We start from the raw sequence: 25,108 nt of genomic DNA, 5'->3' as shown, positions 1-25,108 counted from the left end.
GGGGGACGCACGGTCGAGGTCACGCTGACTCCGCGGCAGCAACGAGGGGCTGGCAGTGTCACAGCCCTTCGCGGCTTTGCAAAGCCCTGCCGCAGGCGTGCACGCGGCAGGGCACATCTGCCGGTCATCCACCTGCCTACTGCCGCCCGCAGCGAAGTAGATGGCCTGCAGCCGCCGCCCTGCCGTCATTGCGGCGCTGAATTAGCTGGATCCATCAACGCCTTGCGAACCGCACGCCGATCAGCGCATCACCCATAACGCGAGCGGCACACCGATCACCGCGATCAGCATGCCCAGCAGCGACGCGGTCAACGCCAGCGCCCCGAACGCACGGGCGCGCCCGCACTGCGCCGCGCCGGCCACGGCCTGCAGCGCGGCAATCGCCCACCACAGCGCACCCAGCAGCAGCACGAACACGTACATCGCCAGTTGCGCCAGTTCCGCCCCGTTGCGCGCGCCGGTCCGCAGCAACGTGACATCGCCAGCGAGCGCCACCAGCCCGGCCAGCAGGCACACCAGCCACGGCAAGGCGCTGCCCAAGGCGGCAGGCAGCACGCGGCCCAGCGAAGCGGTGCTGCCCATCCAGCGCAACACCGGCTTCAGCAACACGCCGCCGAGCACGGCCAGCGCATAGACGCCGACGCCGCCTGCCAGCCGCGCCCACAGTGGCCAGCTCTGCAACAGCATCCAGGCCATCAATGCCGCAGAGACCGCTGCGGTGATCCACGCGCTCCAGCGCAGGCCTGGCTGCTGCGGCATGCGTTGCGCAACGGCATACGGGTCGAACAGCATTCCGCCCAGTCCACCGAGGCGCCACCACACCACGCACCCCAACAGCAGCACGATCAACGCCCCCAGCGCTGCCATCGGCTGCAGCAGTGCGCGCCAGTTGGTCGGCGCGCGCGGCGCCGGCATTGCCAGATCGTGGTTGAAATACAGCAGGTCGCGCGCACGCTCCATGTCGGCCGCCGCACGCTTGATGCCGTTCGGCGGAATGCGGTCGGACAACCGCTGCCACTCGCCGACGATCTCCAAGGTGCCATCGCGCATGGCCACGGTGCGCGAGAAGCGGAACCACGGGTTGGCCACCTCGTCGCGCTGCGCCTTTACCGAGATTGCAGGCGTCACGTGCACGCGCACGGTCTGGCGCGCCAGCCGCGGGCCTTCCAGGGCCAGCGGGCTTTTTCGCGCGGCGCTTGGCAGCGTGTCCATCCAGTCGCTGAGCTGGAACAGCGGGAAGCCGACCTCGTCGCCTTCGTCCTTGGCCCATTCAAGCCGGTAGGACTCGTGGGTGCGCGCCTGCGAGCGATCGTCCGGCTGGGTGAGCGTGGGCTCTTCCTGCTGGGTCAGTGCGGTGTAGTACTGCTGCATGTACTCCAGATAGCGTTCGCCCACCGCCTCGGCACCGTCGGCGTCGAACCGCGCCGCGACCGGATCGCCGTAGCCCTGGCGATACACCGTGGCCACGCTGAAGGTCGCCACGCGCGGCGAATCCTCCATAGCGATATGGATGTCCTCTTCCACCTCGACCTGCGGCACCGTCGGCCGCGGCGCGGGCACCGCCACGAGCTCGGTCTGCCCGGCAAGCACCGGCAAGCCGCGCACGAACGGCAGTGGGCGGCGCTGCGCCAGTGGCCCTTGCTCGCGATCGCGGGTGGCATCCACCCACACCTCGCCCTGCGGCAGATGCGCGCGCACCACCACATGATCGAAGGCATACGGGCTTGGCAGGCGGTTTGCCAGACCATGGCCGCGCTCGCTGTGCACCAGCACCGGCTCGGCGCGGATGCCGGCCAGCTGCAGCAGCGCGATCAGCAGCGTGGCCTTGTCCTTGCAGTCGCCGTAGCGGTTACGCAGCGTCACCTCCGGCGCATGCGGGGCGTGCGAGTTCTCGCCCATGTCCAGGCCCACATAGCGGACCTCGCCCTGCACGAAGGCCACTGCGCGCAGCAGCGCGCCCTGAGGATCGGTGTTGCGCAGCTGCAGGCTCTGCACCATGCCGGCGGCCACCTGCGCATCCTTGAACGCGTGCGGGTACAGCTGCAGCGCCCATGCTGCCACCGCGCCCCAGCTGCCGGCGGTCGACACTTCGATCACGCCATAGGGGTCGACATCGTCGGGGGCATCTTTCTCCGGCTGCACCGCGGCAATGTTGCTCGCGGCGATCTCCAGCGTGGTCACCCCGTCGGCACTGCTGACATGCCGGCTAAAGCCCGGCGCGGCGATCTTCCATTGCAACGACAACGTGGAGGGATAGCGCACCCGCACCCGGCGCTCGCCCAAGGGCACGCCGTAGCGCGCATCGAAGACGTCGTAATAGCCCTGGCCAAACACCGGGTTACTGCCGGTGAGGGTCACGCCGTAGTCGACACGGTCACCCACGCGCAGGTCCGGCACGGTGATCGACAGCGTCACTGCGCCATCGATCAGCCCTTCCTCCAAGCCGCTCTCGCGGCGCAGCCGCGCGTAATGCGCCTGCGTGCGCATGTCGATCCGGCGACCGTCGCGCCAGACCTCCAGGCTGTTGAGCACCAGTTGCTGGTACTGCGGCTGGTAGTCGATGGATATCTGCCCGGCCTCCTCCAGGTCTTTTTCGCGCCGCACGCTGTAGCTCAGCCGCCGGTACGCCTGCGGCGCGCGGCCGGTCAGATCGATCTGGTCGGACACCAGTTCATAGCGCAAGCCGCTGGTGCCGGCCACCTTGTCCGGCACGGCGTCGGCCACCACCCACGCCGGCGCGGGCGCCATACGCGGCGCATCACTGGCCTGCGCGGCCGGCACCGCCAGCACCGCAACGACGGCCAGGCTTACCCACACTCCCCACCACACGCCACGCAGGCGCTGCATCACATCCTTGCCGATCAAGCACCCACTCCTCGTCAGAACGCATTGAGCCCGGTCAGGGCCCGTCCTACCACCAGTTGATGCACGGTTTCGGTGCCCTCGTAGGTAATCACCGATTCCAGATTCAGCGCATGCCGGATCGCCACGTGCTCGGTGGTGATCCCCGCCGCCCCAAGCAGGTCGCGGCACTCGCGCGCCACATCCAGTGCCATGCGGCAATTATTCCACTTCGCCAGCGAGATCTGTTCCGGGCGCAGCGTGCCGGCCTCCTTCAGCCGCCCTAGTTGCAGCGCCAGCAGCTGCGCGGTGGCGATCCGGCGCGCCATGTCGGCCAGCTTGATCTGCGCGCTTTGCGTGGCCGCCAGGGGCCGCCCGAACAGAATGCGTTCGCCGCTGTAAGCCAGCGCCTCGCGCAGGCAGGCGACCGCCGCCCCGATGGCGCCCCAGGCGATGCCGAAGCGCGCCTGGCTCAGGCAGCCCAGCGGCGCCTTCAATCCCAGTGCATCCGGCAAGCGTTGCTGCTCGGGCACGAAGACATCGTCCAGGAACACCGCCGAGGTGACCGAGGCGCGCAGGCTCATCTTGTGGCCGATGTCCTGCGCACGGAAGCCCTCGCTGCGCGTGTCCACCAGAAAGCCACGCACGCCGTCATCGGTATGTGCCCAGATGATTGCCAGGTCCGCGATGCTGCCGTTGGTGATCCACATCTTGGCGCCACGCAGCCGCCAACCGTCACCGTCGCGCACCGCGCGCGTGGTCATCGCCGCCGGGTCCGAGCCGCCCTGCGCCTCGCTCAAGCCGAAACAGCCGATCACCCGGCCGGCGGCCATCTCCGGCAGCCACTGGCGCCGTTGTGCGTCGCTGCCATAGGCATGGATGGGATACATGCACAGCGACGATTGCACGCTGACAAAGCTGCGCAAGCCGCTATCGCCGCGCTCCAGCTCCTGGCAGATCAGCCCGTACGCCACCGCGCCCAGGCCGGCGCCGCCCTCGCTCACCGGCAGGCTGGCACCCAGCAAGCCCAGCGACGCCAGCTCGGGCACCAGCTCACGCGGGAAGCGCGCGGCATCGAAGGCCTCGCCGATGCCGGGCAGCACCCGCGTATCGGTGAAACGTGCCACCGCATCCTGCACCGCGCGTTCGTCATCGCTGAGCTGCGCACGCACGTCGAACAAGTCATCAGGCCGTACCGGCATTGCGCGCCTCCAGGTGGGATGCGGCGATTATCTGCCAGTTGCGCCGTCCACAGGCGGCCATCCACAGGCGAGCGCTCTGCGCGCGGGCAGCGCCGCGGCGTCCCCATAAACGAGAAGAGCCGGCAATGCCGGCTCTTCTCTCTACTGCGCACCCAACTGCTGGTGCGCGTTGACGCTTACTGACGGGTGCTGCTGCTCGGGCGGTCCACGGCCGACGCGGTCTGCGTCACCAGCTGACCATCCACCACCGGCAGGCGCTCGCTGGCCGGCTTGTCGTTCATGCGCACGGTCTTCTCGAAACCGTCATAGCGGTAGGTCACGTCGTAGCCCACCACGTTGTCGGCATCGCCCAGCGAAATGCGCTCGCCCGGCTTGCTGTCCATGCGCATGGTGGCGGTGGTGCCATCCTGATTGCGGTAGGTCACGTCATAGCCGACCACGCGCGAGGACTGCGAGTTGGCATTTTCGGTATGGCACTGACGCTCGGTGCGGTCGACCACGCGGCCACCCACGTGATTGCGATCGACGCGGTTGCCGACCATGCCGCCGCCCACTGCACCGGCCACGGTGGCGAGCTTGCGGCCGTTGCCGCCGCCCACCTGGTTACCCAGCAGACCGCCGATCACGGCACCGGCCACCGTGCCGCCGACGTTGCCGTCGCGCTCGGGCAGGCGCTCCTGCACCACCACGTCGCGGCAGACTTCGCGCGGCGAGGAGCTGGTGGTGGTTTCGCGAATGGCGTTGCTGTTGATGACCTGCGCGTACTGCGGCTCGCGCTCGGTGATTGGTGCAACCTTCACCACATCGGCATATTCCAGGCCGCGCGGTGCGGGCTCGCCGTTGGCGACGAAATCACCCGAGGACGGGCGGTTATTCATGAAGGCAGCCGTGGCCACGCCTCCGACCAGCAACGCTCCAGCAGCGACCAGTATAGTTGTCGTATTGCTCTTCATGACCAGCTCCGTGCGGACACGCCGCGTTGTTGACGGCGTGATTCCAGCACGGGAACCCTGAACAAAAACGCCCTCGCTCATGAATGCCGCAGTTAAGTTCAGCTAGCGGTTACTTCATGCATCGCTAACAGCAGGAGCCTGCGCATGCGTAATCCACTGACTTCACGCGCCCTGGACTGGGCCAGCAAGCTGCGATATCCCACCTTGTTCAAGCTGGCGGCCGCCCTGTTCCTGGTCGACATGGTGGTGCCTGATCCCATTCCGTTCCTGGACGAACTGCTGTTCGGCCTGAGCACCTTGCTGCTGGCCAACTGGAAGACGCGCAAGGTGCCACTGCCTGCACCGGTGCGGCGCGACTGATGCGGTTGATCGACAGCCACTGCCATCTGGACGCAAGCGAGTTCGACGCCGACCGCGCCGCGGTGATTGCGCGGGCAAAGGCCGCCGGCGTCATGCAGCAGGTGGTGCCGGCGATCACCGCCGCCAGCTGGCCAGGCCTGCGTGAAGCCTGCGCGCTGGCACCGGGCCTGCACCCCGCGTACGGGCTGCACCCGATCTTTCTGGACCTGCATCGTCCTGAACATCTGGAATTGCTGGCCGAGTGGATTGCGCGCGAGCGCCCGTGCGCCATCGGCGAATGCGGCCTGGATTTCTTTCTCGACGGCCTGGATGCGCAGACCCAGCGGCACTACTTCGATGGCCAGCTACAGCTCGCCAAGCGCTTCGATCTGCCGCTGATCGTGCATGCGCGCCGCGCCGTCGAGGAGGTCATTGCGCGCATCAAGGCGGTAGGCGGCATCCGCGGCGTGGTGCACAGCTTTGCCGGCAGCCCGGAACAGGCACAGCAATTGTGGAAGCTGGATTTCATGATCGGCCTTGGCGGGCCAGTCACCTATCCGCGCGCCAATCGCCTGCGCGGCTTGGCCGCGCAGATGCCGCTAGAGCATCTGCTGCTGGAAACCGATGCGCCCGATCAGCCGGACGCGGAGATTCGCGGGCAACGCAACGAACCGGCGCGCCTGCGCACCGTGCTGGACTGCATTGCGCAGCTGCGCGGCGAGCCGGCCGAAGCGATCGCGGCGCAGACCAGCGCCAATGCGCGGCGGCTGTTTGGCTTGCCCGCTTGACGACGCGCAGTAGCACGCCATCACTGGCAGACCAGCGGCCAAACGCTACGCCGCCGCCGCATCCGCTGCGGCAGGTAACGCTGCCGCGCTCTTGGGCTTGAGCAACATCTCCAGCGCCTTGCCGACCGCGACGAAGGCGAACGTGCCGGTGATGTGGGTGGCCGCGCCCAGCCCGGCACCACAGTCCAGCTTGAGCGCGGCATCGGCGCCCAGTTGCGGACGAATGCCGCAAACGCTGCCATCGGCTTGCGGGTACTTCACGTTCTCCAGCGAATACACCGCCGGCACGCCGAAGTAGCGCTTGGCGCTTTTCGGAAAGTTGAAGTCGCTGCGCAACTTCTTGCGGATCAGTGCCAGCATCGCGTCGTGCTCGGTGCGCGAGACATCGCGTACACGCACCAGGGTCGGGTCGGTGCGCCCGCCTGCAGCACCCACCGTCAGCAGCGGCAGCTTGCGACGCCGGCACCAGGCGATGGTTTCGACTTTCACGCGAAAACTGTCGCAGGCATCGATCACCAGATCGAAGCCCTCGCCCAGCAGGCTCTCGATATTGCCGGCGGTGAGAAATGACTCCACCGCATCGGCCTCGATCTCCGGATTGATTGCCACGCAGCGCTCGGCCATTGCGCGCGCCTTGTTGCGCCCGTACTGGCCGGCCAGCGCCGGCAGCTGCCGATTGGTGTTGGACACGCATAGATCGTCGGCATCGATCAGCCGCAGATGGCCCACGCCGGTGCGGGCCAGCGCCTCCACCACCCACGAGCCCACCCCGCCCATGCCCACTACCGCGACCCGGCACTCGGCCAGCCGCTCCACCGTGCCAACTCCGTACAGCCGGTCGATACCGGCAAAGCGTTCACGCCATTGTGCTTTCATCGGCCTATTTTACGCGCCCCATCCACGGCGCGCTCACCGGAGCAGCCATGTCCGCACCGCCTCCTGCGCAATCCCATGCGGCACGCTATGGGTTCGTTCTCGTGCTGGGCGTGCTGCTCGGCCTGGTCTGCACGGTGATGGTGGCGCGCACGCTGCAGGCACGGCGCGACCCGGTGCCGGACAGCCTGATGCAGGTCATGGACCATCAACTGCGCGCCCTGCCCGGCCCATACCGCAGCAGCTGTGAACCAGCCAGACAACGCGCGCGGCTACAGACACTGCAGCTGCTGGCCACTGACCTGGAGCCGGTGTTCGGCGACCTGGGCGAAGACCGGCGCTTTGGCGAACACGCGCAGGCACTGCGTGCTGCGATCGCTGCGCCGCTGCACGCGCCAAACCTTGATTGCGCTGTGCTGGCACAGGCGCGGACGCAGATTTCCGAGGCCTGTGAGGCCTGCCACCGTGACTTTCGATGAAGGCCTCGCTCGGGTTTCGTTAAGCCTGGAGTGATCCAGTTGGCAGGCCGTTCACCTGGACCATCACAGGATGACGTCGCCGCGGCCCCGACCGCCTACTGAATCCCTGGAGAGACCTCATGAAGACCCGACTGCTCGTCATTGGCCTGGCCGCCACCGCAACCCTGGTCGGCTGCGCCACCTCCCAGCCGCAGTACGGCAGCTATCGCGGCGACCGCGGCTACGACCAGGGCGGCTACTCGCAGCAGAACCGCTGCGTGGATTGCGGCATCGTCACCCGCATCGATGAGGTTGGCCCCACCCGCAGCGCTCCGACCGGCACCGGCGCGGTGCTCGGCGGCATTGTCGGCGCGGTCGCTGGACGCCAGATCTCCAAGGAGACCGGCGGCAGCAAGGGCAACAAGAACGTGTCTGCCGTTGCCGGCGCCGCTGCAGGCGCCCTGGCCGGCAACGCGATCCAGAACAACGTCACCAGCGAGAGCTACGACGTGCAGGTGCGCATGGACGATGGCCGCGTGATCATGGTCAACCAGCGCGACCTGGCCGGCGTGCGCGAAAACGCCTATGTGCGCGTTGTCAACGGCAAGGTCGTGCTGCGCTAAGCGCACGCAGCTTGAGGCCGTAGTGATCAGAAAGGCCCGGCAACGGGCCTTTCTGCCGTCTGCGCGATGCGTGTGCTCAGACCACCTGCACCGCGTCGGCCTGCAGGCCCTTCTGGCCTTGCACGACGGTAAAGCTGACCTTCTGACCTTCCTTGAGGCTCTTGAAGCCCTGGATCTGGATCGCGCGGAAATGCACGAACACATCCTCGCCATTTTCGCGGCTGATGAAGCCGAAGCCCTTGGCATCGTTGAACCACTTCACGACACCATTTTCGCGTTCGATGTTGGACATCTCGACTGACTCCCTACGACACTGTGTATGGAATTGGCGGCGGTGGCTGGTTGCAAGGAGGAAGCGAGGTACAAGGATGTAGCGGATCGGTCGATCTACCGCATCAGGCCACGATTCACTGTGACCCCGGCAAACAGCTGCGGCTGCAACTTAACCCGCACAAAACGAAATTTCAAGCACCCCTTGCGCATTTTTGTCAACCCTGAAATAGGACATTTCTAGACCATCATGGACACCACCGTCGTCTACTACATTCTGGCCGGCGTGCTGGTCCTGGTCGGGCTTGCCGGCGTGATCCTGCCGGCCTTGCCCGGGTTGCCGCTGGTGTTTGCCGGCCTGTTGCTGGCGGCCTGGGCGGACGGCTTCGCGCATGTGGGATGGGTCGCGCTGGTGGTGCTGGGCGTCATGACGGCGCTGTCCTTCCTGATCGACTTTCTGGCCACGGTGTACGGCGCGCAGCGGGTCGGCGCCAGCAAGCTGGCGCTGTGGGGCTCGGTGATCGGCGCCATTGCCGGAATTTTCTTCATGCCGATCGGGCTGTTCGTGGGTCCCTTCGCTGGCGCCTGGATCGGCGAGTACTGGCAGACCCGCAAGACCGGCCAGGCCACCAAGGTGGGCATCGGCACCTGGCTGGGCATCGTATTCGGCACTGCCACCAAGCTGGCGCTGGGCATGTGCATGCTGGGCGTGTTCGCGATCGCCTGGTTTTTCTGAGGCGACAACAACCGCAGGCCGGCAACCGCGCGCGCACCATTGGCCCCGCGGCGGCGGCAGTCGCGTCCGACTTGTTATGCCGCCGTGTACACATGGCTTATGCAGACGCGACCGTTATCCTGCGTCCTTCTGCGCCTGTGTGGCGCCTCCACCTCGGCCAGCACCCATGTCCAAGCAACGTGCCCGTCCCCTAATGCTGATCGCCCTGGCCGCTGCGCCGCTGGCGCACGCGCAGGAAATCGCTCCACAGCCAGCATCGCCGCAGGCCTGTACCTCCGTGACTTCGGATGCCGCGCGTCTGGCGTGCTACGACCAGGCGCTGGGATATACCCCGCAGGCCGTGCAGGAGGCAGATGCCGCCGCGCAGTTGGCCAAGCAGGCCGCCAAATCGGAAGACACCCGCAAGATCAGCCGCGTGGGCGATTTCTTCCGCGCCGACGGCCAGGACCAGCCGAAGGAAGAAGCGGTCGCCAATGCCGGCCGCGGCTCGCTGCTGGATCGCCGCTGGGAGCTGGCCAAGGATTCCAAGCTGGGGACCTTCCAGCTGCGCGGCTACAAGCCGGTCTATCTGTTGCCGGCATTCTGGACCAGCGACACCAACCGCACGCCGCAGTCGCCGAACCCGGCCAACTCGGTCAGCACGCCGCAGCAACTGGACAGCGCCGAGCTGAAGTTCCAGCTGAGCTTCAAGACCAAGGTGGTTGAGGATCTGTTCGGCGACAACGGCGATATCTGGATGGGCTATACCCAGAGCTCGCGCTGGCAGGCCTATAACTCCGATGCCTCGCGCCCGTTCCGCGAGACCAATTACGAGCCGGAAGCGATGCTGGTGTTTCGCAACAACTACAGCATCTTCGGCTGGAAAGGCCGCATGAGCGGCATCAGCATCAATCACATGTCCAACGGCCGCGAAGACCCGCTGTCGCGTTCCTGGAACCGGGTGATCCTCAATATCGGCCTGGATCGCGAAAACTGGGCGCTGACGTTGCGCCCGTGGTTCCGTATCAAGGAAGACCGTGCCGACGACAATAATCCGGACATCGAGGATTACATGGGCCGCGGCGACGCCACCCTCGTCTATAACAAGGATGGCCACGAATTCGCCTTGATTGCCCGGCATTCGCTGCGTGGCGGCGACCGCTCGCACGGCTCGGTGCAACTGGATTACGGCTTCCCGATCACCAACCTGTTGCGCGGCCACGTGCAGGTGTTCGACGGCTATGGCGAGAGCCTGATCGACTACAACCACAAGGCCACCTATGTGGGCGTGGGCGTGTCGTTGCTGGAATGGTTCTGATGCGTCGGCCGCAGGGATGCACGCAGGCCCGTCAACGCCAGCGGTAAATCCTGGAGGCCGATGTTGCCTCTGCAGCGACGGCACAATCAGTTGCCATGAAAAAAGCCGGCATCGCTGCCGGCTTTTTCAATTCAGATGTTTCAGCGCAGCAGCAGGAACAGAAAACGCCGCACACCTACGTGTTGCCACCGCCTCAGACGTCGAAGAAATCGACCTTGCCGTCCTTGAGCGTGTAGTAGGCGCCAACCACACGGCAGCTACCGCCACGCAGCGGTTCAAGAAGTGCCGGCTCGGACGCACCACGCAGGCGGTCCACGGTGCGCTTGACGTTTGCCTTCACCGATGCCGCCAGCAGGTCTTCACCGCCCTTGCTCTTTGCCGTCAGCACGGCCGGGACGATGGGTTCGATCATCGCGCCGATCGCGCCGGGGAAGAACGCGTTCTGCTCGACCACCGACACCGCCGCCGCCACTGCGCCGCAGCTTTCATGCCCCATTACCACCACCAACGGCACGCCGAGCTGGCTCACTGCGTATTCGATCGAGCCCAGCGCGGTGGTGTCTACCGTATTGCCGGCATTGCGCACGATGAACATCTCGCCCAGGCCGCGGCCGAACAGCAGCTCCGGCGGCACGCGCGAATCCGAGCACGACACCAGGATCACGAACGGGGTCTGCCCAAGCGCAAGCTCCAGTCGGCGCTTGCCGTCGGAGATCACCTTCTTGGGGCGGTTCTCGACGAACGCCTTGTTGCCGTCACGCAGCACCTGCAGCGCCTGTTCGGCGGTGAGGTCGGTTTTCTTGCTGGGCGCGGCGCGCAGCGAGGACGGCAACGAGGCAGCGGCAGCCGCCACCGGTGCGCAACATGCGCATTGCAACAGTTTGCGACGCGATACGGACTGCAACATGGTAGAGCCCCTGTTCTCTGTGTGTCTCGCGATCGTACACCCTGGTAGGCATAACCAGACGGACTCAACTGCAACTATCGACACATGGCCTCGCTTGCGCGTCGAACGTTCAGGTCCAGTCGGTCAGGCCCTCGCGCCGGTAGGTCTCCCGGAAGGCGGGCCGCGCCTTCATCCGCTGGGCATGCGCGTGCAAGGCGGGCCAGGTATCCGTGGGTTTGGGCATATTGCGCGACCAGCGCATCAGCATGGTCAGCAGGAAATCGGCCGCCGATAGCGTGTCGCCCAGCAGATACGGGCCGTGCGCCTGCAGGTGCGCGTCCACTTGCGCCCAGGCCGCCTCCAGTTTCTGCCGGGCCTGCGCTTGCGCGGCGTCGACCTGCTCAGCGCCGGCCGGCTCGTCCGGGTAGAACCAGGCGCGAAACGCCGGCTGCAAGGTGTTGGCGCAGAAGAACATCCACTGGTAGTACGCCGCGCGTGCCGGCGTCCCCGGCGGCGGTGCCAAGCCCGCCTGCGGGTGCAGGTCGGCCAGGTGCAGCACGATGGCCGCCGCTTCGGTCATCACCTGTCCCTCCAGCACCAGGGTCGGCACCACGCCTGCCGGGTTGAGCGCGAGATAGGCGGGGGATTTCTGCTCGCGCCGGTCGAAGTCCAGTGGATGCAGCACGTGCGGCACCTGCAGTTCGATCAACATCCAGTGCACGACCAGGGCGGCGGTGCTGGGGGCGTGGTACAGCGTCGTGGTCATGCAGGCTCGCTCGTTAGGTGGGACAGGACTAGTTGGTACAGGAACGCAAACAGGCAAGCTTGTGCGGTTCACAGCGATTGGCATCGCTTTGCTGGGTGCAATCGAACACCTGCGCCATGCAATTGGCGCGCTGCGCCGGATTCTGGGTTGCGTCGCAGCTCTTTCCGCGTGGTGCAACCGCCATGCGGCAACTGCTCTCGCTTGGCCGGTCGGCGTTGCACTGCGCGGCGCTGCGGTTGCACTGCGCGATGCAGCGCTCCATCACCGAGGGGCCGTCGAAGCGCGTCGCGGTGTCGCTGGGCTTGAGCGGCTTTTTCTCGGCAAACGGCACCGGTGCGGTGGGCTGCGGCGCGTAGTTGCCGGAAGGAAACAGCACGGTGGGCTGGGTCTTTTGCTGCGCTGCCAGCGGCAGGCTGGCGCACACCAAGACGGCAACGCAGATGAGGCGGAGCATTCCTGTTCTCCTGAGGGTGCTGGCATGTGCACCCCGAGCATAGCCCGTTCCTGTTGGGCCGTCCTGCCACGTAAGACACGCATGCAGGCATCTTTTTTCCAGCGCACAAACACCGCGTGCGAATAACAGATATACGCGGTGCCCAAACTGAAAACGGCGACGCAGTGTGTGTGCGTCGCCGTTCCAGGTTTGCTTATTCCACCACTACCGGAATCTTGCCGATGCGCGACTGCCACAGCCGCGGGCCGGTCTTGTGCACCGACTCGCCGGTGGAATCCACCGCCACCGTCACCGGCATGTCCTTGACCTCGAACTCGTAGATCGCCTCCATGCCGAGGTCTTCGAAGGCCAGCACGCGTGCGGCCTTGATCGCCTTGGACACCAGGTACGCCGAGCCGCCGACCGCCATCAGGTACACGGCCTTGTTGTCGCGGATGGCGTCGATCGCCGCATCGCCACGCTCGGACTTGCCGACCATGCCCAGCAGCCCGGTTTGTTCGAGCATCTGGCGGGTGAACTTGTCCATGCGCGTGGCGGTGGTCGGGCCGGCCGGGCCCACGACTTCGTCGCGCACCGGGTCGACCGGGCCAACGTAATAGATGAAGCGGTTGGTGAAGTCGACCGGCAAGGTCTCGCCGCGGTTGAGCATGTCGATCATGCGCTTGTGTGCGGCATCGCGGCCGGTGAGCAGCTTGCCGTTGAGCAGCACCACTTCGCCCGGCTTGAAGCTGGCCACTTCTTCGCGGGTGATGGTGTCCAGGTTGACCCGGCGCGCGTTGGTCGGGTTGTAGGTGAGCTTGGGCCAGTCTTCCAGCGACGGCGGGTCCAGCATCACCGGGCCGCTGCCGTCCAGGGTGAAGTGCGCATGGCGGGTGGCCGCGCAGTTGGGAATCAGCGCCACCGGCAGGTTGGCGGCGTGGGTCGGGTAGTCCTTGACCTTGATGTCCAGCACCGTGGTCAGGCCGCCCAGACCCTGGGCACCGATGCCCAGCGCGTTGACCTTTTCGTACAGCTCCAGGCGCAATTCTTCGGCGCGATTGGAGGCGCCACGGGCCTGCAGGTCGACGATGTCGATCGGCTCCATCAGCGCTTCCTTGGCCAGCAACATGGCCTTCTCGGCGGTGCCGCCAATGCCGATGCCGAGCATGCCCGGCGGGCACCAGCCGGCGCCCATGGTCGGCACGGTCTTGAGCACCCAATCGACGATGGAATCGGAGGGATTGAGCATGGCGAACTTGCTCTTGGCCTCCGAGCCGCCGCCCTTGGCCGCCACGATCACCTCAAGATGGTCGCCCGGCACGATCTTGGTGCTGACCACCGCCGGGGTGTTGTCCTTCGTGTTGGCGCGCTTGCCGGCCGGGTCGGCCAGCACGCTGGCGCGCAGCTTGTTGTCCGGGTGGTTGTAGGCGCGGCGCACGCCCTCGTTGACCATGTCTTCCACGCCCATCGTGGCGTCGTCCCAGCGCACGTTCATGCCGATTTCCAGGAACACGGTCACGATGCCGGTGTCCTGGCAGATCGGGCGGTGGCCTTCGGCGCACATGCGCGAGTTGATCAGGATCTGCGCAATCGCGTCCTTGGCGGCCGGCGACTCTTCGCGCTCGTAGGCGGCGGACAGATTCTTGATGTAGTCGACCGGGTGGTAGTAGCTGATGTACTGCAGCGCATCGGCGACGGACTGGATGAGGTCTTCCTGCTTGATCGAGGTCACGGCTGGCTCTACGGCTGGCGGGGGCAATCCGGGCATTTTAGTCCAAACCGCCGGCCAGGCCGGCGCAGCCAGGAGAAGGCAGCGTTGCACGCGGCGATCGCGTGGCGCATGGACGTGTGGGCGCTCGCGGCGCCGCACCTGATCGCGGGCGCGGGCAGGCAATGCACCGCCGCCCTGCTCCGCTGTGGCGCCCAACACCCCCAGCGCACGCGGCCCCCGGCACACTATGCCCATGTCAGCATCCCGACCCGGCGCCAGCGCGCCCGCCCCCCGTACCGGCCCCACCCTGCGCGAGCGCTTCGATGCGCTGCGCAACCTGCCGCCCTTCCTGCGCCATATCTGGCAGACCAGCCGCTGGTTGAGCGCCAGCAGCATCGGCCTGCGCGTGCTGCGCGCGCTGATGCCGATCGCCACGTTGTACATCGGCAAGCTGATCATCGACGAGGCGATCCACCTGGTGGGCCAACCGCCGGCATTCGATTCGTTGACCCAGGCATTGGCCAGCGGCCGGCTCAACCGGCTGCTGGAGTTGCTGGCGCTGGAACTGGCGCTGGCGATCGGCTCGGACCTGCTCGGCCGCCTGGTCGGCTACGCCGATGCCTTGCTGTCGGAGTTGTTCAACAACGCGGCCAGCGTGCGGCTGATGGAACACGCCGCGCAGCTGGATCTGGAGGATTTCGAAGACCCCGACCGGCAGGACAAGCTGGATCGCGCACGCCGCCAGACCATGAACCGCATGAACCTGATGAGCCAGTTGTTCGGCCAGGTGCAGGATGCGATCACCGTGGCCAGCCTTGCGGTTGGCCTGCTGGTGTATGCGCCCTGGTTGATCGTGCTGCTGGCCATTGCGTTGATTCCGGCCTTCATCGGCGAGGCGCATTTCAATGCGCTGGGCTATTCGCTCAACTTCCAGTGGACCCCGGAGCGCCGCCAGCTCGACTACCTGCGCCAGGTTGGTGCCAGCGTCGAAACCGCCAAGGAAGTGAAGATCCTCAACCTGCACCGGTTTCTGATTACGCGCTACCGCCGGCTGGCCGACAAGTTCTTCCAGGCCAATCGCGCGCTGGCGCGCAAGCGCGCGCTGTGGGGCGCGCTGCTGGCGGCACTGGGCACGCTGGGCTATTACGCGGCCTATGGCTACATCGCCTGGCGCACGGTGCGCGGCGATTTCAGCATCGGCGATCTGACCTTCCTGGCCGGCAGCTTCCTGCGCCTGCGCCAGTTACTGGAGGGCCTGTTGATCGGGTTTTCGCAGGTCGCCGGGCAAGCCTTGTATCTGGACGATCTGTATTCGTTCTTCAACATCGTGCCGGAGATCCGCTCGCGCCCGAACGCGCTGCCGGTGCCGCGGCCGATCCGCCAGGGCTTCGTGTTCGAGGACGTGGGCTTCCGGTACCCGGAGGCCGAACACTGGACGATGCAGCATCTGAATTTCGAGCTGCGCGCCGGCGAAGTGCTGGCCCTGGTCGGCGAAAACGGCGCCGGCAAAACCACCTTGGTGAAACTGCTGGCGCGGCTGTACGACCCGGACGAAGGCCGCATCCTGCTCGACGGCCACGACCTGCGCGATTACGACCTGGACGATGTGCGCGCCAACCTGGGCGTGATCTTCCAGGACTTCGTGCGCTACCACCTGAGCATCGGCGAGAACATCGGCGTGGGCCAGGTGGATGCGATGGACGACACCGATCGCATCCGCACCGCCGCGCAACGCGCGATGGCCACCGAGCTGATCGACAGCCTGCCCGATGGCTACAACCAGCTCGTGGGACGGCGCTTCAAGAACAGCGTGGACCTGTCGGGCGGGCAGTGGCAGAAGATCGCCATCGCGCGCGCCTACATGCGCGATGCGCAGCTGATGATCCTGGACGAGCCCACCGCCGCACTGGATGCGCGCAGCGAGTTCGAGGTGTTCCAGCGCTTCAAGGAATTGTCCGACAACCGCACCGCGGTGCTGATCTCGCACCGTTTTTCCAGCGTGCGCATGGCCGACCGCATCCTGGTACTGGCCGATGGCCGCATCGAAGCAAGCGGGACCCACGCCGAACTGATGGCACAAGGCGGCCGCTATGCGGAGCTGTTTGAGCTGCAGGCGGCGGGGTATCGGTGATTGGGCGGGAATCGGGAATTGGGATTCGGGAATGGGTAGACGCAGCTTCCCGCGGCTGAGAGGGACTGAGCGTGCTGATCCAACGTGCCCGGCCCACTCGCTCACTGCACCGATTCCCGATTCCCGATTCCCGATTCCCAACTCCCGGCCAAATGAGAGTTCATCTCATTTGACCGGCTTGAGGTAGAATTGGCGGGCACTCTTCACTACGACACTAAACGGCATGTCTTCCGCTTTCGGCGCCGAAACGGTGCTTGAGGTCCGCCACTGGACCGACGCCTACTTCAGCTTCACCACCACCCGCGATGCCGGCTTCCGGTTCGAGAATGGTCAGTTCGTGATGATCGGCCTGGAGACCGAGACGCGGCCGCTGCTGCGCGCCTACTCCATTGCCAGCGCCAACTGGGAAGAACACCTGGAGTTCTTCAGCATCAAGGTGCAGGACGGCCCGCTCACCTCGCGCCTGCAGCACATCCAGCCGGGCGACAAGGTCCTGGTGGGCAAGAAGCCCACCGGCACGCTGCTGATCAGCGACCTGCATCCGGGCCGCAACCTGTACCTGTTGGGCACCGGCACCGGCCTGGCGCCGTGGCTGTCGATCATCAAGGACCCGGAAACCTACGAACGCTTCGACAAGGTGATCCTCACCCACGGCGTGCGCTTCGAAAAAGACCTGGCCTACCGCGATTTTTTCGAGCGCGAACTGCCGCAGCACGAATTCCTGGGCGAGCTCCTGCACGACAAGCTGGCGTATTACCCGGCAGTCACGCGTGAGGCGTTCGCCAACCAGGGCCGCCTGACCGAGCTGATGGCCGACGGCCGCATGCAGCAGACGCTGGGGCTGCCGCCGCTGGATCCGGCCAACGACCGCTTCATGATCTGCGGCAGCCCGCAGATGCTGGCCGACCTGCGCACCCTGCTCGATGCACGCGGCTTTGAAACCTCGCCGCGCATCGGCACCCCCGGCCATTACGTGTTCGAGCGCGCGTTCGTCGAGAAGTAAGGCAACCACGCGAAGACCTCGCGTGGTGCGGCGTTTTATCTGGCTGTTGCGCGAGCACGTCGCGTCGTCACAGGAGCGCACCCGGGCGCGATGGGGCGTTCCCGGTAACGCTTCATCGCGCCCGAGGGCGCTCCTACGGTAGGCCGCAACTTACCGACTCACGCACCGAGCGCGCGCTCGATATCCGCCGCCAGCGCCTCCGGCTTGGTGGTTGGCGCATAGCGCTCCAGCACACTGCCATCGCGGCCGATCAGGAATTTGGTGAAATTCCACTTGATCGCTTCCGAGCCCAGCACGCCGCGTTTTTCGTGCTTGAGCCATTGCCATAGCGGGTGGGCGCCGCTGCCATTGACCTCGACCTTGGCCGCGAGCGGAAAATCCACCGCGTAGTCCAGCGAGCAGAACTGGCGGATGTCCGCCGCATCTCCAGGCTCCTGATGACCGAACTGATCGCAGGGAAACCCGATCACCACCAGCCCGCGATCGCGGTAGCGCTGCCACAGCGCCTGCAGGCCGGCGTACTGCGGCGTAAAACCGCATTTGGAGGCCACGTTGACCACGAGCACCACCTTGCCGGCGTACTCGGCCAGCGACTGGGGTTGACCGTCCAGGTCGGTGAACTGGTAGGTGGAGAGCGTGGTCATCGGCAGGTCCGCAACGGAAACCGCAAGCCTAACGCAGCGTCGCCTACAGCCAGGAAATGTCCCACCTCGATGTCGCGCCACGCTCGCGTCTGCCTGGCGGCCATGCCTTTTGTCACACGCCTGTCCCGGCCGGCTGCGCTAGCCTCGGCGGTTCGCACTTTGGAGTAACGCTCTTGACCACCCGTCTTGCCTTTGCCCTGGCCGCTTCCCTGGGACTTGCCATGCCGTCCTACAGCATCGCCGCACCCGCCGCCGCCCAGGCGACCGCGACCGCCAACCCGTTCTTTGCCGACAGCACGCTGCCGCTGCACTACCCGCAGTTCGACAAGATCAAGGACAGCGACTTTGCGCCTGCCTTCGACGCCGGCATGGCCGCGCAGTTGAAGGAAGTGGACGCGATCGCCAACCAGAAGGCCAAGCCGACCTTCGACAACACCATCATTGCGCTGGAAAAGAGCGGCGCCACGCTGGATCGCGCCACCACGGTGTTCTTCAACCTGGTAGGCGCCGACACCAACGATGCGCGCAAGAAACTGCAGGCCGACTACTCGGCCAAGTTTGCCGCGCACCGCGATGCGATTTCGCTCAACGGCAAGCTATTCGCGCGCATCCAGACCCTGCACGACCAGCGCAGCAAGCTCGGCCTGGATGCGCAGGGCGTGCGCCTGGTCGAGAAGTACTACAGCGATTTCGTGCGCGATGGCGCCAAGCTGTCCGATGCCGACAAGACCACGCTCAAGGCCATGAACGCCGAGCTGGCCAACCTGGGCACCACCTTCAGCCAGAACGTGCTGGCCGAGGTCAACGCCGCGGCCGTGGTGGTGGATGACGTCAAGCAGCTCGATGGCCTGTCTGACGAGCAGATCGCCGCCGCCGCCGAAGCGGCGAAGGCGCGCAAGCTCGACGGCAAGTACGTGATCGCCCTGCTCAACACCACCGGCCAGCCGCCGCTGACCCAGCTCAAGAACCGCGAGCTGCGCAGGAAGATCTACGACGCCTCGGTGTCGCGCGGCAGCCATGGCGGCCAGTACGACAACACCGCCCTGGTCTCGCGCATCATGACCCTGCGTGCCAACAAGGCCAAGCTGCTGGGCTTCCCCACATACGCTGCGTATTCGCTGGAAAACCAGACCGCCAAGACGCCTGAAGCGGTCAACGCGATGCTCGGCAAGCTGGCACCGGCCGCGGTGGCCAACGCCAAGCGCGAGGCCGCCGACCTGCAGTCGATGATCGACAAGGAACAAAAGGCCGCACGCAAGCCGACCTTCAAGCTGGAAGCCTGGGATTGGGCCTACTACAGCGAGAAAGTGCGTCAGGCCAAGTACAACTTCGACGAGTCGCAGCTCAAGCCGTATTTCGAGCTGAAGAACGTGCTGGAAAACGGCGTGTTCTACGCAGCCAACCAGGAATATGGCCTGACCTTCAAGCAACGCACCGACCTGCCGACCTACCGCGACGACATCACCGTCTATGACGTGTTCGACGCCGACGGCAAGCAGCTGGCGATCTTCATTGCCGACATGTATGCGCGCGAATCCAAGCGCGGTGGCGCCTGGATGAATTCCTACGTCTCGCAGTCGGAGCTGACCGGTTTCAAGCCGGTGGTGGCCAACCACCTCAACATCCCCAAGCCGCCGGCCGGCCAGCCGACGCTGCTGACCTGGGATGAGGTGACCACCATGTTCCATGAGTTCGGCCATGCCTTGCACGGCATGTTCTCGGACGTGAAATACCCGTATTTCTCCGGCACCAGCGTGCCGCGTGACTTCGTCGAGTTTCCCTCGCAGGTCAACGAGATGTGGGCCGACGAGCCGTCGATCCTGAAGAACTACGCCAAGCATTATCAGAACGGCACGCCGATGCCGCAGGCATTGCTGGACAAGGTGATTGCCGCGTCCAAGTTCAACCAGGGCTTTGCCACTACCGAGTATCTGGGTGCGGCCATGCTCGACCAGAACTGGCACCAGATCAGCGCCAACCAGGTGCCGGACGCCGCAGGCGTAATGGCGTTCGAAGCCAAGGCGCTGGCCGATGACGGCATCGCCTACCCGCCGGTGCCGCCGCGCTACAAGACCCCGTATTTCAGCCACATCATGGGCGGCTATGCGGCCGGCTACTACGCCTATATCTGGTCGGAAGTGCTGGATGCCAACACGCAGCAGTGGTTCAAGCAGCACGGCGGATTGAGCCGCGCCAACGGCGACCGCTTCCGTCAGACCCTGCTTTCGCGCGGCGGTAGCGTGGATGCGATGGAGTTGTTCCAGAACTTCGCCGGGCATGCGCCGCAGATCGAGCCCTTGCTGGAGAAGCGCGGCCTCAGCGCACAGGGTGGCGACGGCGCCACGCCGGAAGCGCCGCAGTCCAAGCCGTAACGGCTTGAGATTCGGTTAAGAGCAACTATCAAAACGACTGCGCAGCCGCCAGGCGGGCGCGGGCGCGGCCGGTGCTCGGAATCGGCATGTACCCCCGTACACTCCGGTTCCTCCGCGCCGTCCGCACCCACCTGACGGCTGCTCGCTACGTTTTTGTTAGCCGCTCTAAAAACAATGCCGCCTGGTACTGCCAGGCGGCATTGTCGTTTGAAGCCCGCAAGCAGCGATTACTGTTCGACTGCGTCCACGCCGGCGAGCAATTTCTTCAGCAGTTTCTCAAGGCGCACCTGCTCGGCCTCGCTGATCTGCGCGGTCTCCGCATCCAGCAAGGTGCAGGCCTCCGGCAACAGCCGATCGATCAATGCCAGCCCAGCCGGCGAGAGCGTCAAGGTGATCTTGCGGCGGTCGTCCGGGCTGCTGGCGCGCGCAATCAGCCCTTTCTCGTGCAATTGATCGGTCAGCCGGGTGATGTTGGCCGGCTTCTCACTGGCCGCCTCTGCCACTTCGGTTGGCGTGATTGCCTGCCCCGGCGTCCCATACAACATCATCAGGATTTCGTACTCCGGCGGGCTGATGCCATGCGGCTTGAGCCGCACGCAGGCCTGGGTGTGCAGCCGCTTGTAGAGGTGCTTGATCAGCCGCACCAGGACGGCCGGCTCCCGGGGAAAAGGCGGGTAACGCTCGCAAGTGTGGTCGACGCGTTTAGCGGTTGGATCAAAGCTACTCATGGCACCGTTGATTACATTACTGAATGGCTAAACCATTCAAACACATCGTCGGCGCGTGCACGTATCAGCGTGCGAAGAGATGTGCATATTCCGGCGCTACCCATGTCAGCAATGTTGCGGCGGGAATCTCGGCCGTTTGCGTGCCGTCCGAATACGGGCCCACCTGATAAGGCGGAAACACGAAGCGCAGTGCGCTGATTTTGCCGGCCGGATTCAACACCGGCACGAACTGCGCAAAGTTATCCGCCTGCGCAGCAGTGCCCTCGGCAATCATGCGATCGGCCGAGGCCACCTGTTCGGCTTGCTCTTCCACTGGCACGCGGTCCGCTTCCACGCGTTGCTCGGCGGCCGCATGCAGGCGCTGCGCCACCGCCTGCCCGATCTGCTCCCAGCCGGCCGGATCCGGAATCAGCGCCTGCGCGGTGAGCTGCTTGCGCTCTTTGATCAGCCAGACGAAGCGCGCCACCAGCGGTTCGCCATGCGCGCCGCCGGTGTAGCGGCTGCCGTCGGCCGACACCACGATGAGATCGGCGCTCTGCAGCACCTTCTCAAATGCCAGCGACAGTTCGTACGGTGCGGCGGGCTTGTCGTTGCCCAGCCCCGACACTGCCTGCATGAGTTCGCTGCGTGCGTCCTGCGCATAGCCCCGAATCAGCGCCTGCAATTCTGGATGCGCCTCCAGCCCGGGCGGGTAGCTGATACCAACCATGTAGGCGGGCGCGTGTTCGATCACATCCTGCAGCGGCCCTTCTGCCACCGGTTGCACTGCCGGCTCGGCGGCCGCGGCCGGTGCCTGCTCAGCCGCAGGTTGCGCGGCCTCCGGCGTTTGTTGATTGCAACCTGCCAACAGCGCCAGCACCAGCAAGCCCTGCACCCCACCACCTACGTTCGACCACCGCATTCCCACCTACTCCCCTGACGACACCCAGCTGCTGACGATCAGGCCAACAGCGCTTGAAATTGCGGATGCCGGCGCATGTAGGCGTCGGCATAACTGCAGGCGGGGATGACCTTCAACCCCGCCTCACCTGCAAAACCCAATGCCGCCTCCACCAAGGCCGCAGCCACGCCGCGGCCACCGATGGCGTCCGGCACCCGCGTGTGCGTGATGGTCAGCACCGCGTCCTGCTGCTCGTAGGCCAACTCGGCGGTGTTGCCATCGAGCTCGACCGTGAACCGCTGATGGGCGGCGTCGTGCGTCACGTGCAGGTGTGCGGCATCCATCTGATCTTGATCCGGCGTTATTTCCTGTACCAATTCTGACCAGCAGCGCGCCGTGTCTGCGTGAAAGACAAGCCACACCGTGACCTGCTGCCCAGCCAGCTGCGGCGGGGCTAAAGTTCGCCGCGCCGACGCCGATAGCCAACGCGAAGGCGCTCGCAACAGCTGCTCGACAGCGACGCACCGGCGCCTTCGCCCTACCCGCCAGGAGCGACAGCATGAACAACGATTCGTCAGGACACGGCGCAGAGAGTGATAGCTCGTTGCTGGAAGGCCTGTTCCAGTTCGCCATCAACGGCAACACCCAGGGCCAGGAATTCGCCCAGCTCAACGACACCGTCTACGAGCGCCTGCAGCAGGCCTACGGCACCGTGTCCGGCAGCGGCAGCCTGATCGACCACGAGCGCAACGCGGCCTGAGGCCTTTGCGCTGATCGCAACACTGCAGGGCCGCGCCCTGCCCAACGCGACTACGCTGCGGCGACCCGTGCCGCAGCGAACGCCGCGCAGGCACATCATTCAATACGTGCACTTTTGGCGTGACGCAGGCCAGGCACATCGGCCAGCACGCTCATCACGCCAGCCCACGCCACGCTTCCGCAGCGTCTTGCGGCGAGACCCGCCTGCTCAACCGAAGCGCGGGTTCGACAATTGCTCCAGGAACACCTGCAGCACGCGCGGTTCCATGATCAGCATGAACATCACGCCGAACGCCGCGCCCGCCAGGTGCGCGCTGTGGTTGATGCGGTCGCCGCCGCGGCGGTCCATCCACAGGCTGTAACCCACGTAGAACACCGCATAGATGATCGCCGGCGCCGGAATGAACAGCACCAGGATGATCGTCCATGGCTTGAGCAGGATGAAGGCGAACAACACCGCCGACACCGCGCCCGATGCGCCCAGGCTGAGATAGTTCGGGTTCTTCTGGTTCTTCAGATAGCTGGGCAGGATCGAGACGATCAACGCGCCCAGATAGAACAGCGGATAAGTCAGCACGCTGCCGGTCAGCCGTGTCATCACGTCTTCGATGTACCGGCCGAAAAAGAACAGCGTGATCATGTTGAAGACCAGGTGCCCGAGATCGGCGTGGATGAAGCCGTAGGTGATCAGGCGGTCGTACTGCTTGTGCTTGTCCAGGGCGGGCGGCCACAACACCAGCCGGTCGGCCAGCTTGCGGTTGTTGAACGCCATCCACGAGACGATGCCGGTGATGGCGATCAGGATCAGGGTAATCATGCAGACCTCAGGCAGGACGGTAGTTGTCGACCATGCGATACCGGCGCGCGTACAGGCCGAAGGCCAGTGCTGCCAGGAACGCGAAGGCCGCGAAGAAGAACATCAAAAACGCCGCTTCGCTGAGCCCAGTATCGGCGATATGCGAGGTCACCGTGGCGTTGCGAACAGCCACATTCGAGAGCAGCACCCACAGGTTGCCGACCGTGGTGGTCAGGTACCAGAAACTCATCACCACGCCCTTCATCGACGGCGGCGCCTGGCTGTAGGCAAACTCGATCCCGGTGGCCGACACCAGCACTTCGCCGAAGGTGAGCAAGGCGTAGGGCAGGATCTGCCAGGCGATGTGCATCGGCTCACCGCCATCCATCGCCACCTGGATCGCACCGACCGCAATCCACGCCACGCCGCTGAAGGCGATGCCGCTGGTCATGCGCCGCAGCGAGGTGGGCTCCCAGCCCAGGCGACGCAGCAACGGATACAGCACCAGGTTGTTGAAGGGAATCAGCAGCATCACCAGCAGCGGATTCAGCGCCTGCATCTGCGAGGCGGTGAACCACGCCGGCATCCTCATCTCGCGGCCCTGCAGCACCCAGGTGGAGGCCTTCTGATCGAACAAGGAAAAGAACGGCGTCACCAGCGCGAAGATCACCAGCACCCGCAGCAACGCGCGCACGCCATCGACCGCCGCATCCGGATGCGTGCCGCGGGCACGTTCCAGCTGCCACCACGTGCCGCCGCCAATGCCGGCCAGCAGCAGCACCAGCGCCATGCACAGGCAGATCACCAGGCCTAGCTGCTCGGTCAATCCCAAACAGGCCAGCGCCAGCAAGACGCTGATCGCCGCCAGTGCCAGGCCCGGGCGCCCCTGGCCCGGCGCATGCGCCAGCAACGCACTGCGCACCACGGCGCCAAACCCATGCGGGTCCTTGGGCGGCAACGGCACCCGAACGTAGCGCTTGCGGCCCAGCCAGAACACCGCCGTGGCGATGAACATCAAGATGCCGGGAATGCCGAATGCCCACGACGGGCCCAGGTGCTTGAGCGCCAACGGGATCAACAACGAGGCAAACAGCGAACCGAAGTTGATGATCCAGTAGAACGCGTCGAACACCACCTTGGCCCGATGCTTGTTGGACTGGTCGAACTGGTCGCCCATGAACGAGGCCACCAAGGGTTTGATGCCGCCGGCACCGAACGCGATCAGGCCCAGGCCGACAAAAAACCCGCTGCGGCTGTCTTCGAACAACGCCAGGCAGGCGTGGCCGGCGCAGTAGATCAGGCTGAACCAGATGATGGTGGTGTACTTGCCGAAGAAGCGATCGGCCAGCCAGCCGCCCAGCAGCGGGAAGAAGAACACCCCGATCATGAAACTGTGCAGGATGTGCTTGGCTTCGGCATCGCGCTCCGGCGCGCCAACCTCCTGCAGCAGCAGCGAGGTGATCAGGAACTGCACCAGGATGTTGCGCATCCCGTAGAAACTGAAACGCTCGCACGCCTCGTTGCCGATGATGAAGGGGATCTGGCGCGGCAGCCGCGCATCGGCGGCGGGCGCCGGCAAGGTGGAGGTCGTCAAAGGCAGTCCGGTCGAGCAGAAAACG

General features: G+C 65.5%; 25 protein-coding genes and 1 other RNA gene. 11 read left to right on the top strand and 15 right to left on the bottom strand.

All coding sequences use genetic code 11. From position 1 onward, the window contains the following. Positions 1–240 precede the first annotated feature (240 nt). The 3 genes from XCC_RS07445 to XCC_RS07435 form a co-directional block, all read right to left on the bottom strand. Positions 241–2,787, bottom strand: a complete 2,547-nt coding sequence (locus XCC_RS07445) for a DUF3857 domain-containing protein (RefSeq protein ID WP_029216863.1) — start codon at positions 2,785–2,787, stop codon at positions 241–243. 92 nt (positions 2,788–2,879) lie between these two features. Continuing rightward, positions 2,880–4,043 carry an acyl-CoA dehydrogenase family protein gene (locus XCC_RS07440; RefSeq protein ID WP_011036619.1) on the bottom strand — a complete coding sequence of 388 codons (1,164 nt, stop codon included), beginning with the start codon at positions 4,041–4,043 and terminating at the stop codon, positions 2,880–2,882. Positions 4,044–4,219: 176 nt separating this feature from the next. Then, a complete protein-coding gene (locus tag XCC_RS07435; protein ID WP_011036618.1) occupies positions 4,220–4,996 on the bottom strand; it encodes a glycine zipper 2TM domain-containing protein in 777 nt (258 codons plus the stop codon). A 144-nt stretch (positions 4,997–5,140) separates the two neighbouring features. Between XCC_RS07435 and XCC_RS07430 the strand changes: the two genes are divergently transcribed. Together XCC_RS07430 and XCC_RS07425 are read left to right on the top strand one after the other, a co-directional pair. After that, on the top strand, positions 5,141–5,356 hold the full coding sequence (locus XCC_RS07430) for a DUF6116 family protein (RefSeq protein ID WP_011036617.1): 216 nt from the start codon (positions 5,141–5,143) through the stop codon (positions 5,354–5,356). Further along, entirely contained in the window at positions 5,356–6,123 is a 768-nt protein-coding gene (locus tag XCC_RS07425; protein ID WP_011036616.1) for a TatD family hydrolase, read from the top strand. The genes XCC_RS07430 and XCC_RS07425 overlap by 1 nt, the downstream gene beginning before the upstream one ends. Before the next feature lie 45 nt (positions 6,124–6,168). On the opposite strand, the gene XCC_RS07420 is transcribed toward XCC_RS07425, so the two are convergent. Further along, a complete protein-coding gene (locus XCC_RS07420; protein ID WP_011036615.1) occupies positions 6,169–6,999 on the bottom strand; it encodes a tRNA threonylcarbamoyladenosine dehydratase in 831 nt (276 codons plus the stop codon). Positions 7,000–7,046: 47 nt separating this feature from the next. Between XCC_RS07420 and XCC_RS07415 the strand changes: the two genes are divergently transcribed. Both XCC_RS07415 and XCC_RS07410 read left to right on the top strand, forming a co-directional pair. Beyond that, the gene (locus tag XCC_RS07415) at positions 7,047–7,475 is read left to right on the top strand and encodes a hypothetical protein (protein ID WP_011036614.1); all 429 of its coding nucleotides are present in this window, start codon (positions 7,047–7,049) and stop codon (positions 7,473–7,475) included. Between the two features lie 119 nt (positions 7,476–7,594). Beyond that, positions 7,595–8,077, top strand: a complete 483-nt coding sequence (locus XCC_RS07410) for a glycine zipper 2TM domain-containing protein (protein WP_011036613.1) — start codon at positions 7,595–7,597, stop codon at positions 8,075–8,077. Positions 8,078–8,153: 76 nt separating this feature from the next. Here the strand turns inward: XCC_RS07410 and XCC_RS07405 are convergent, their stop codons facing one another. Further along, positions 8,154–8,369 (bottom strand): cold-shock protein, encoded by a 216-nt coding sequence (locus XCC_RS07405; RefSeq protein ID WP_003483561.1) that lies wholly within the window; start codon positions 8,367–8,369, stop codon positions 8,154–8,156. Between the two features lie 228 nt (positions 8,370–8,597). Here XCC_RS07405 and XCC_RS07400 point away from each other — a divergent pair, with 228 nt between their 5' ends. Both XCC_RS07400 and XCC_RS07395 read left to right on the top strand, forming a co-directional pair. Continuing rightward, positions 8,598–9,083: a DUF456 domain-containing protein gene (locus XCC_RS07400; protein WP_011036612.1), complete on the top strand. Its 486-nt coding sequence runs from the start codon at positions 8,598–8,600 to the stop codon at positions 9,081–9,083. A gap of 166 nt (positions 9,084–9,249) precedes the next feature. After that, positions 9,250–10,380, top strand: coding sequence for a phospholipase A (locus XCC_RS07395; RefSeq protein WP_011036611.1), 1,131 nt, complete (start codon positions 9,250–9,252; stop codon positions 10,378–10,380). 193 nt (positions 10,381–10,573) lie between these two features. Here the strand turns inward: XCC_RS07395 and XCC_RS07390 are convergent, their stop codons facing one another. From XCC_RS07390 to XCC_RS07375, 4 genes are all read right to left on the bottom strand, one after another. Then, positions 10,574–11,212 carry a carbonic anhydrase gene (locus XCC_RS07390; protein WP_029628998.1) on the bottom strand — a complete coding sequence of 213 codons (639 nt, stop codon included), beginning with the start codon at positions 11,210–11,212 and terminating at the stop codon, positions 10,574–10,576. A 184-nt stretch (positions 11,213–11,396) separates the two neighbouring features. Then, the gene (locus tag XCC_RS07385; protein ID WP_011036609.1) at positions 11,397–12,032 is read right to left on the bottom strand and encodes a glutathione S-transferase family protein; all 636 of its coding nucleotides are present in this window, start codon (positions 12,030–12,032) and stop codon (positions 11,397–11,399) included. Between the two features lie 28 nt (positions 12,033–12,060). Then, on the bottom strand, positions 12,061–12,486 hold the full coding sequence (locus XCC_RS07380) for a hypothetical protein (protein ID WP_019237813.1): 426 nt from the start codon (positions 12,484–12,486) through the stop codon (positions 12,061–12,063). A 193-nt stretch (positions 12,487–12,679) separates the two neighbouring features. Further along, positions 12,680–14,197: a fumarate hydratase gene (locus XCC_RS07375; RefSeq protein ID WP_019237814.1), complete on the bottom strand. Its 1,518-nt coding sequence runs from the start codon at positions 14,195–14,197 to the stop codon at positions 12,680–12,682. 232 nt (positions 14,198–14,429) lie between these two features. Here XCC_RS07375 and XCC_RS07370 point away from each other — a divergent pair, with 232 nt between their 5' ends. Together XCC_RS07370 and XCC_RS07365 are read left to right on the top strand one after the other, a co-directional pair. Then, positions 14,430–16,307, top strand: a complete 1,878-nt coding sequence (locus XCC_RS07370) for an ABC transporter ATP-binding protein (RefSeq protein WP_019237815.1) — start codon at positions 14,430–14,432, stop codon at positions 16,305–16,307. 223 nt (positions 16,308–16,530) lie between these two features. Then, positions 16,531–17,310: a ferredoxin--NADP reductase gene (locus XCC_RS07365; RefSeq protein ID WP_011036605.1), complete on the top strand. Its 780-nt coding sequence runs from the start codon at positions 16,531–16,533 to the stop codon at positions 17,308–17,310. Positions 17,311–17,468: 158 nt separating this feature from the next. On the opposite strand, the gene XCC_RS07360 is transcribed toward XCC_RS07365, so the two are convergent. Next, positions 17,469–17,954, bottom strand: a complete 486-nt coding sequence (locus XCC_RS07360; protein ID WP_011036604.1) for a glutathione peroxidase — start codon at positions 17,952–17,954, stop codon at positions 17,469–17,471. Between the two features lie 173 nt (positions 17,955–18,127). Here XCC_RS07360 and XCC_RS07355 point away from each other — a divergent pair, with 173 nt between their 5' ends. Both XCC_RS07355 and XCC_RS07350 read left to right on the top strand, forming a co-directional pair. Continuing rightward, positions 18,128–20,326, top strand: a complete 2,199-nt coding sequence (locus tag XCC_RS07355) for a M3 family metallopeptidase (protein ID WP_019237816.1) — start codon at positions 18,128–18,130, stop codon at positions 20,324–20,326. Positions 20,327–20,412: 86 nt separating this feature from the next. After that, positions 20,413–20,488: non-coding RNA, sX9 sRNA (locus tag XCC_RS07350), on the top strand. A gap of 65 nt (positions 20,489–20,553) precedes the next feature. On the opposite strand, the gene XCC_RS07345 is transcribed toward XCC_RS07350, so the two are convergent. The 3 genes from XCC_RS07345 to XCC_RS07335 form a co-directional block, all read right to left on the bottom strand. Next, positions 20,554–21,054 carry a MarR family winged helix-turn-helix transcriptional regulator gene (locus XCC_RS07345; RefSeq protein WP_011036602.1) on the bottom strand — a complete coding sequence of 167 codons (501 nt, stop codon included), beginning with the start codon at positions 21,052–21,054 and terminating at the stop codon, positions 20,554–20,556. Between the two features lie 64 nt (positions 21,055–21,118). Then, entirely contained in the window at positions 21,119–21,955 is an 837-nt protein-coding gene (locus XCC_RS07340) for a DUF3298 and DUF4163 domain-containing protein (protein ID WP_019237817.1), read from the bottom strand. A gap of 38 nt (positions 21,956–21,993) precedes the next feature. Continuing rightward, entirely contained in the window at positions 21,994–22,278 is a 285-nt protein-coding gene (locus tag XCC_RS07335) for a GNAT family N-acetyltransferase (RefSeq protein WP_011036600.1), read from the bottom strand. Between the two features lie 215 nt (positions 22,279–22,493). Between XCC_RS07335 and XCC_RS07330 the strand changes: the two genes are divergently transcribed. Next, positions 22,494–22,694, top strand: a complete 201-nt coding sequence (locus tag XCC_RS07330; RefSeq protein WP_012438794.1) for a hypothetical protein — start codon at positions 22,494–22,496, stop codon at positions 22,692–22,694. Between the two features lie 207 nt (positions 22,695–22,901). Here XCC_RS07330 and XCC_RS07325 read toward each other — a convergent pair whose 3' ends face one another. Both XCC_RS07325 and XCC_RS07320 read right to left on the bottom strand, forming a co-directional pair. After that, on the bottom strand, positions 22,902–23,510 hold the full coding sequence (locus XCC_RS07325; protein ID WP_011036598.1) for a rhomboid family intramembrane serine protease: 609 nt from the start codon (positions 23,508–23,510) through the stop codon (positions 22,902–22,904). Between the two features lie 7 nt (positions 23,511–23,517). After that, positions 23,518–25,083, bottom strand: a complete 1,566-nt coding sequence (locus XCC_RS07320; protein WP_011036597.1) for an oligopeptide:H+ symporter — start codon at positions 25,081–25,083, stop codon at positions 23,518–23,520. Positions 25,084–25,108: the final 25 nt, after the last annotated feature.

The organism is Xanthomonas campestris pv. campestris str. ATCC 33913 (assembly GCF_000007145.1).
GTDB lineage: Bacteria > Pseudomonadota > Gammaproteobacteria > Xanthomonadales > Xanthomonadaceae > Xanthomonas > Xanthomonas campestris.
Note: the sequence above shows the minus strand (reverse complement) of the source record. Positions and strands in the feature narration are given on the sequence as shown.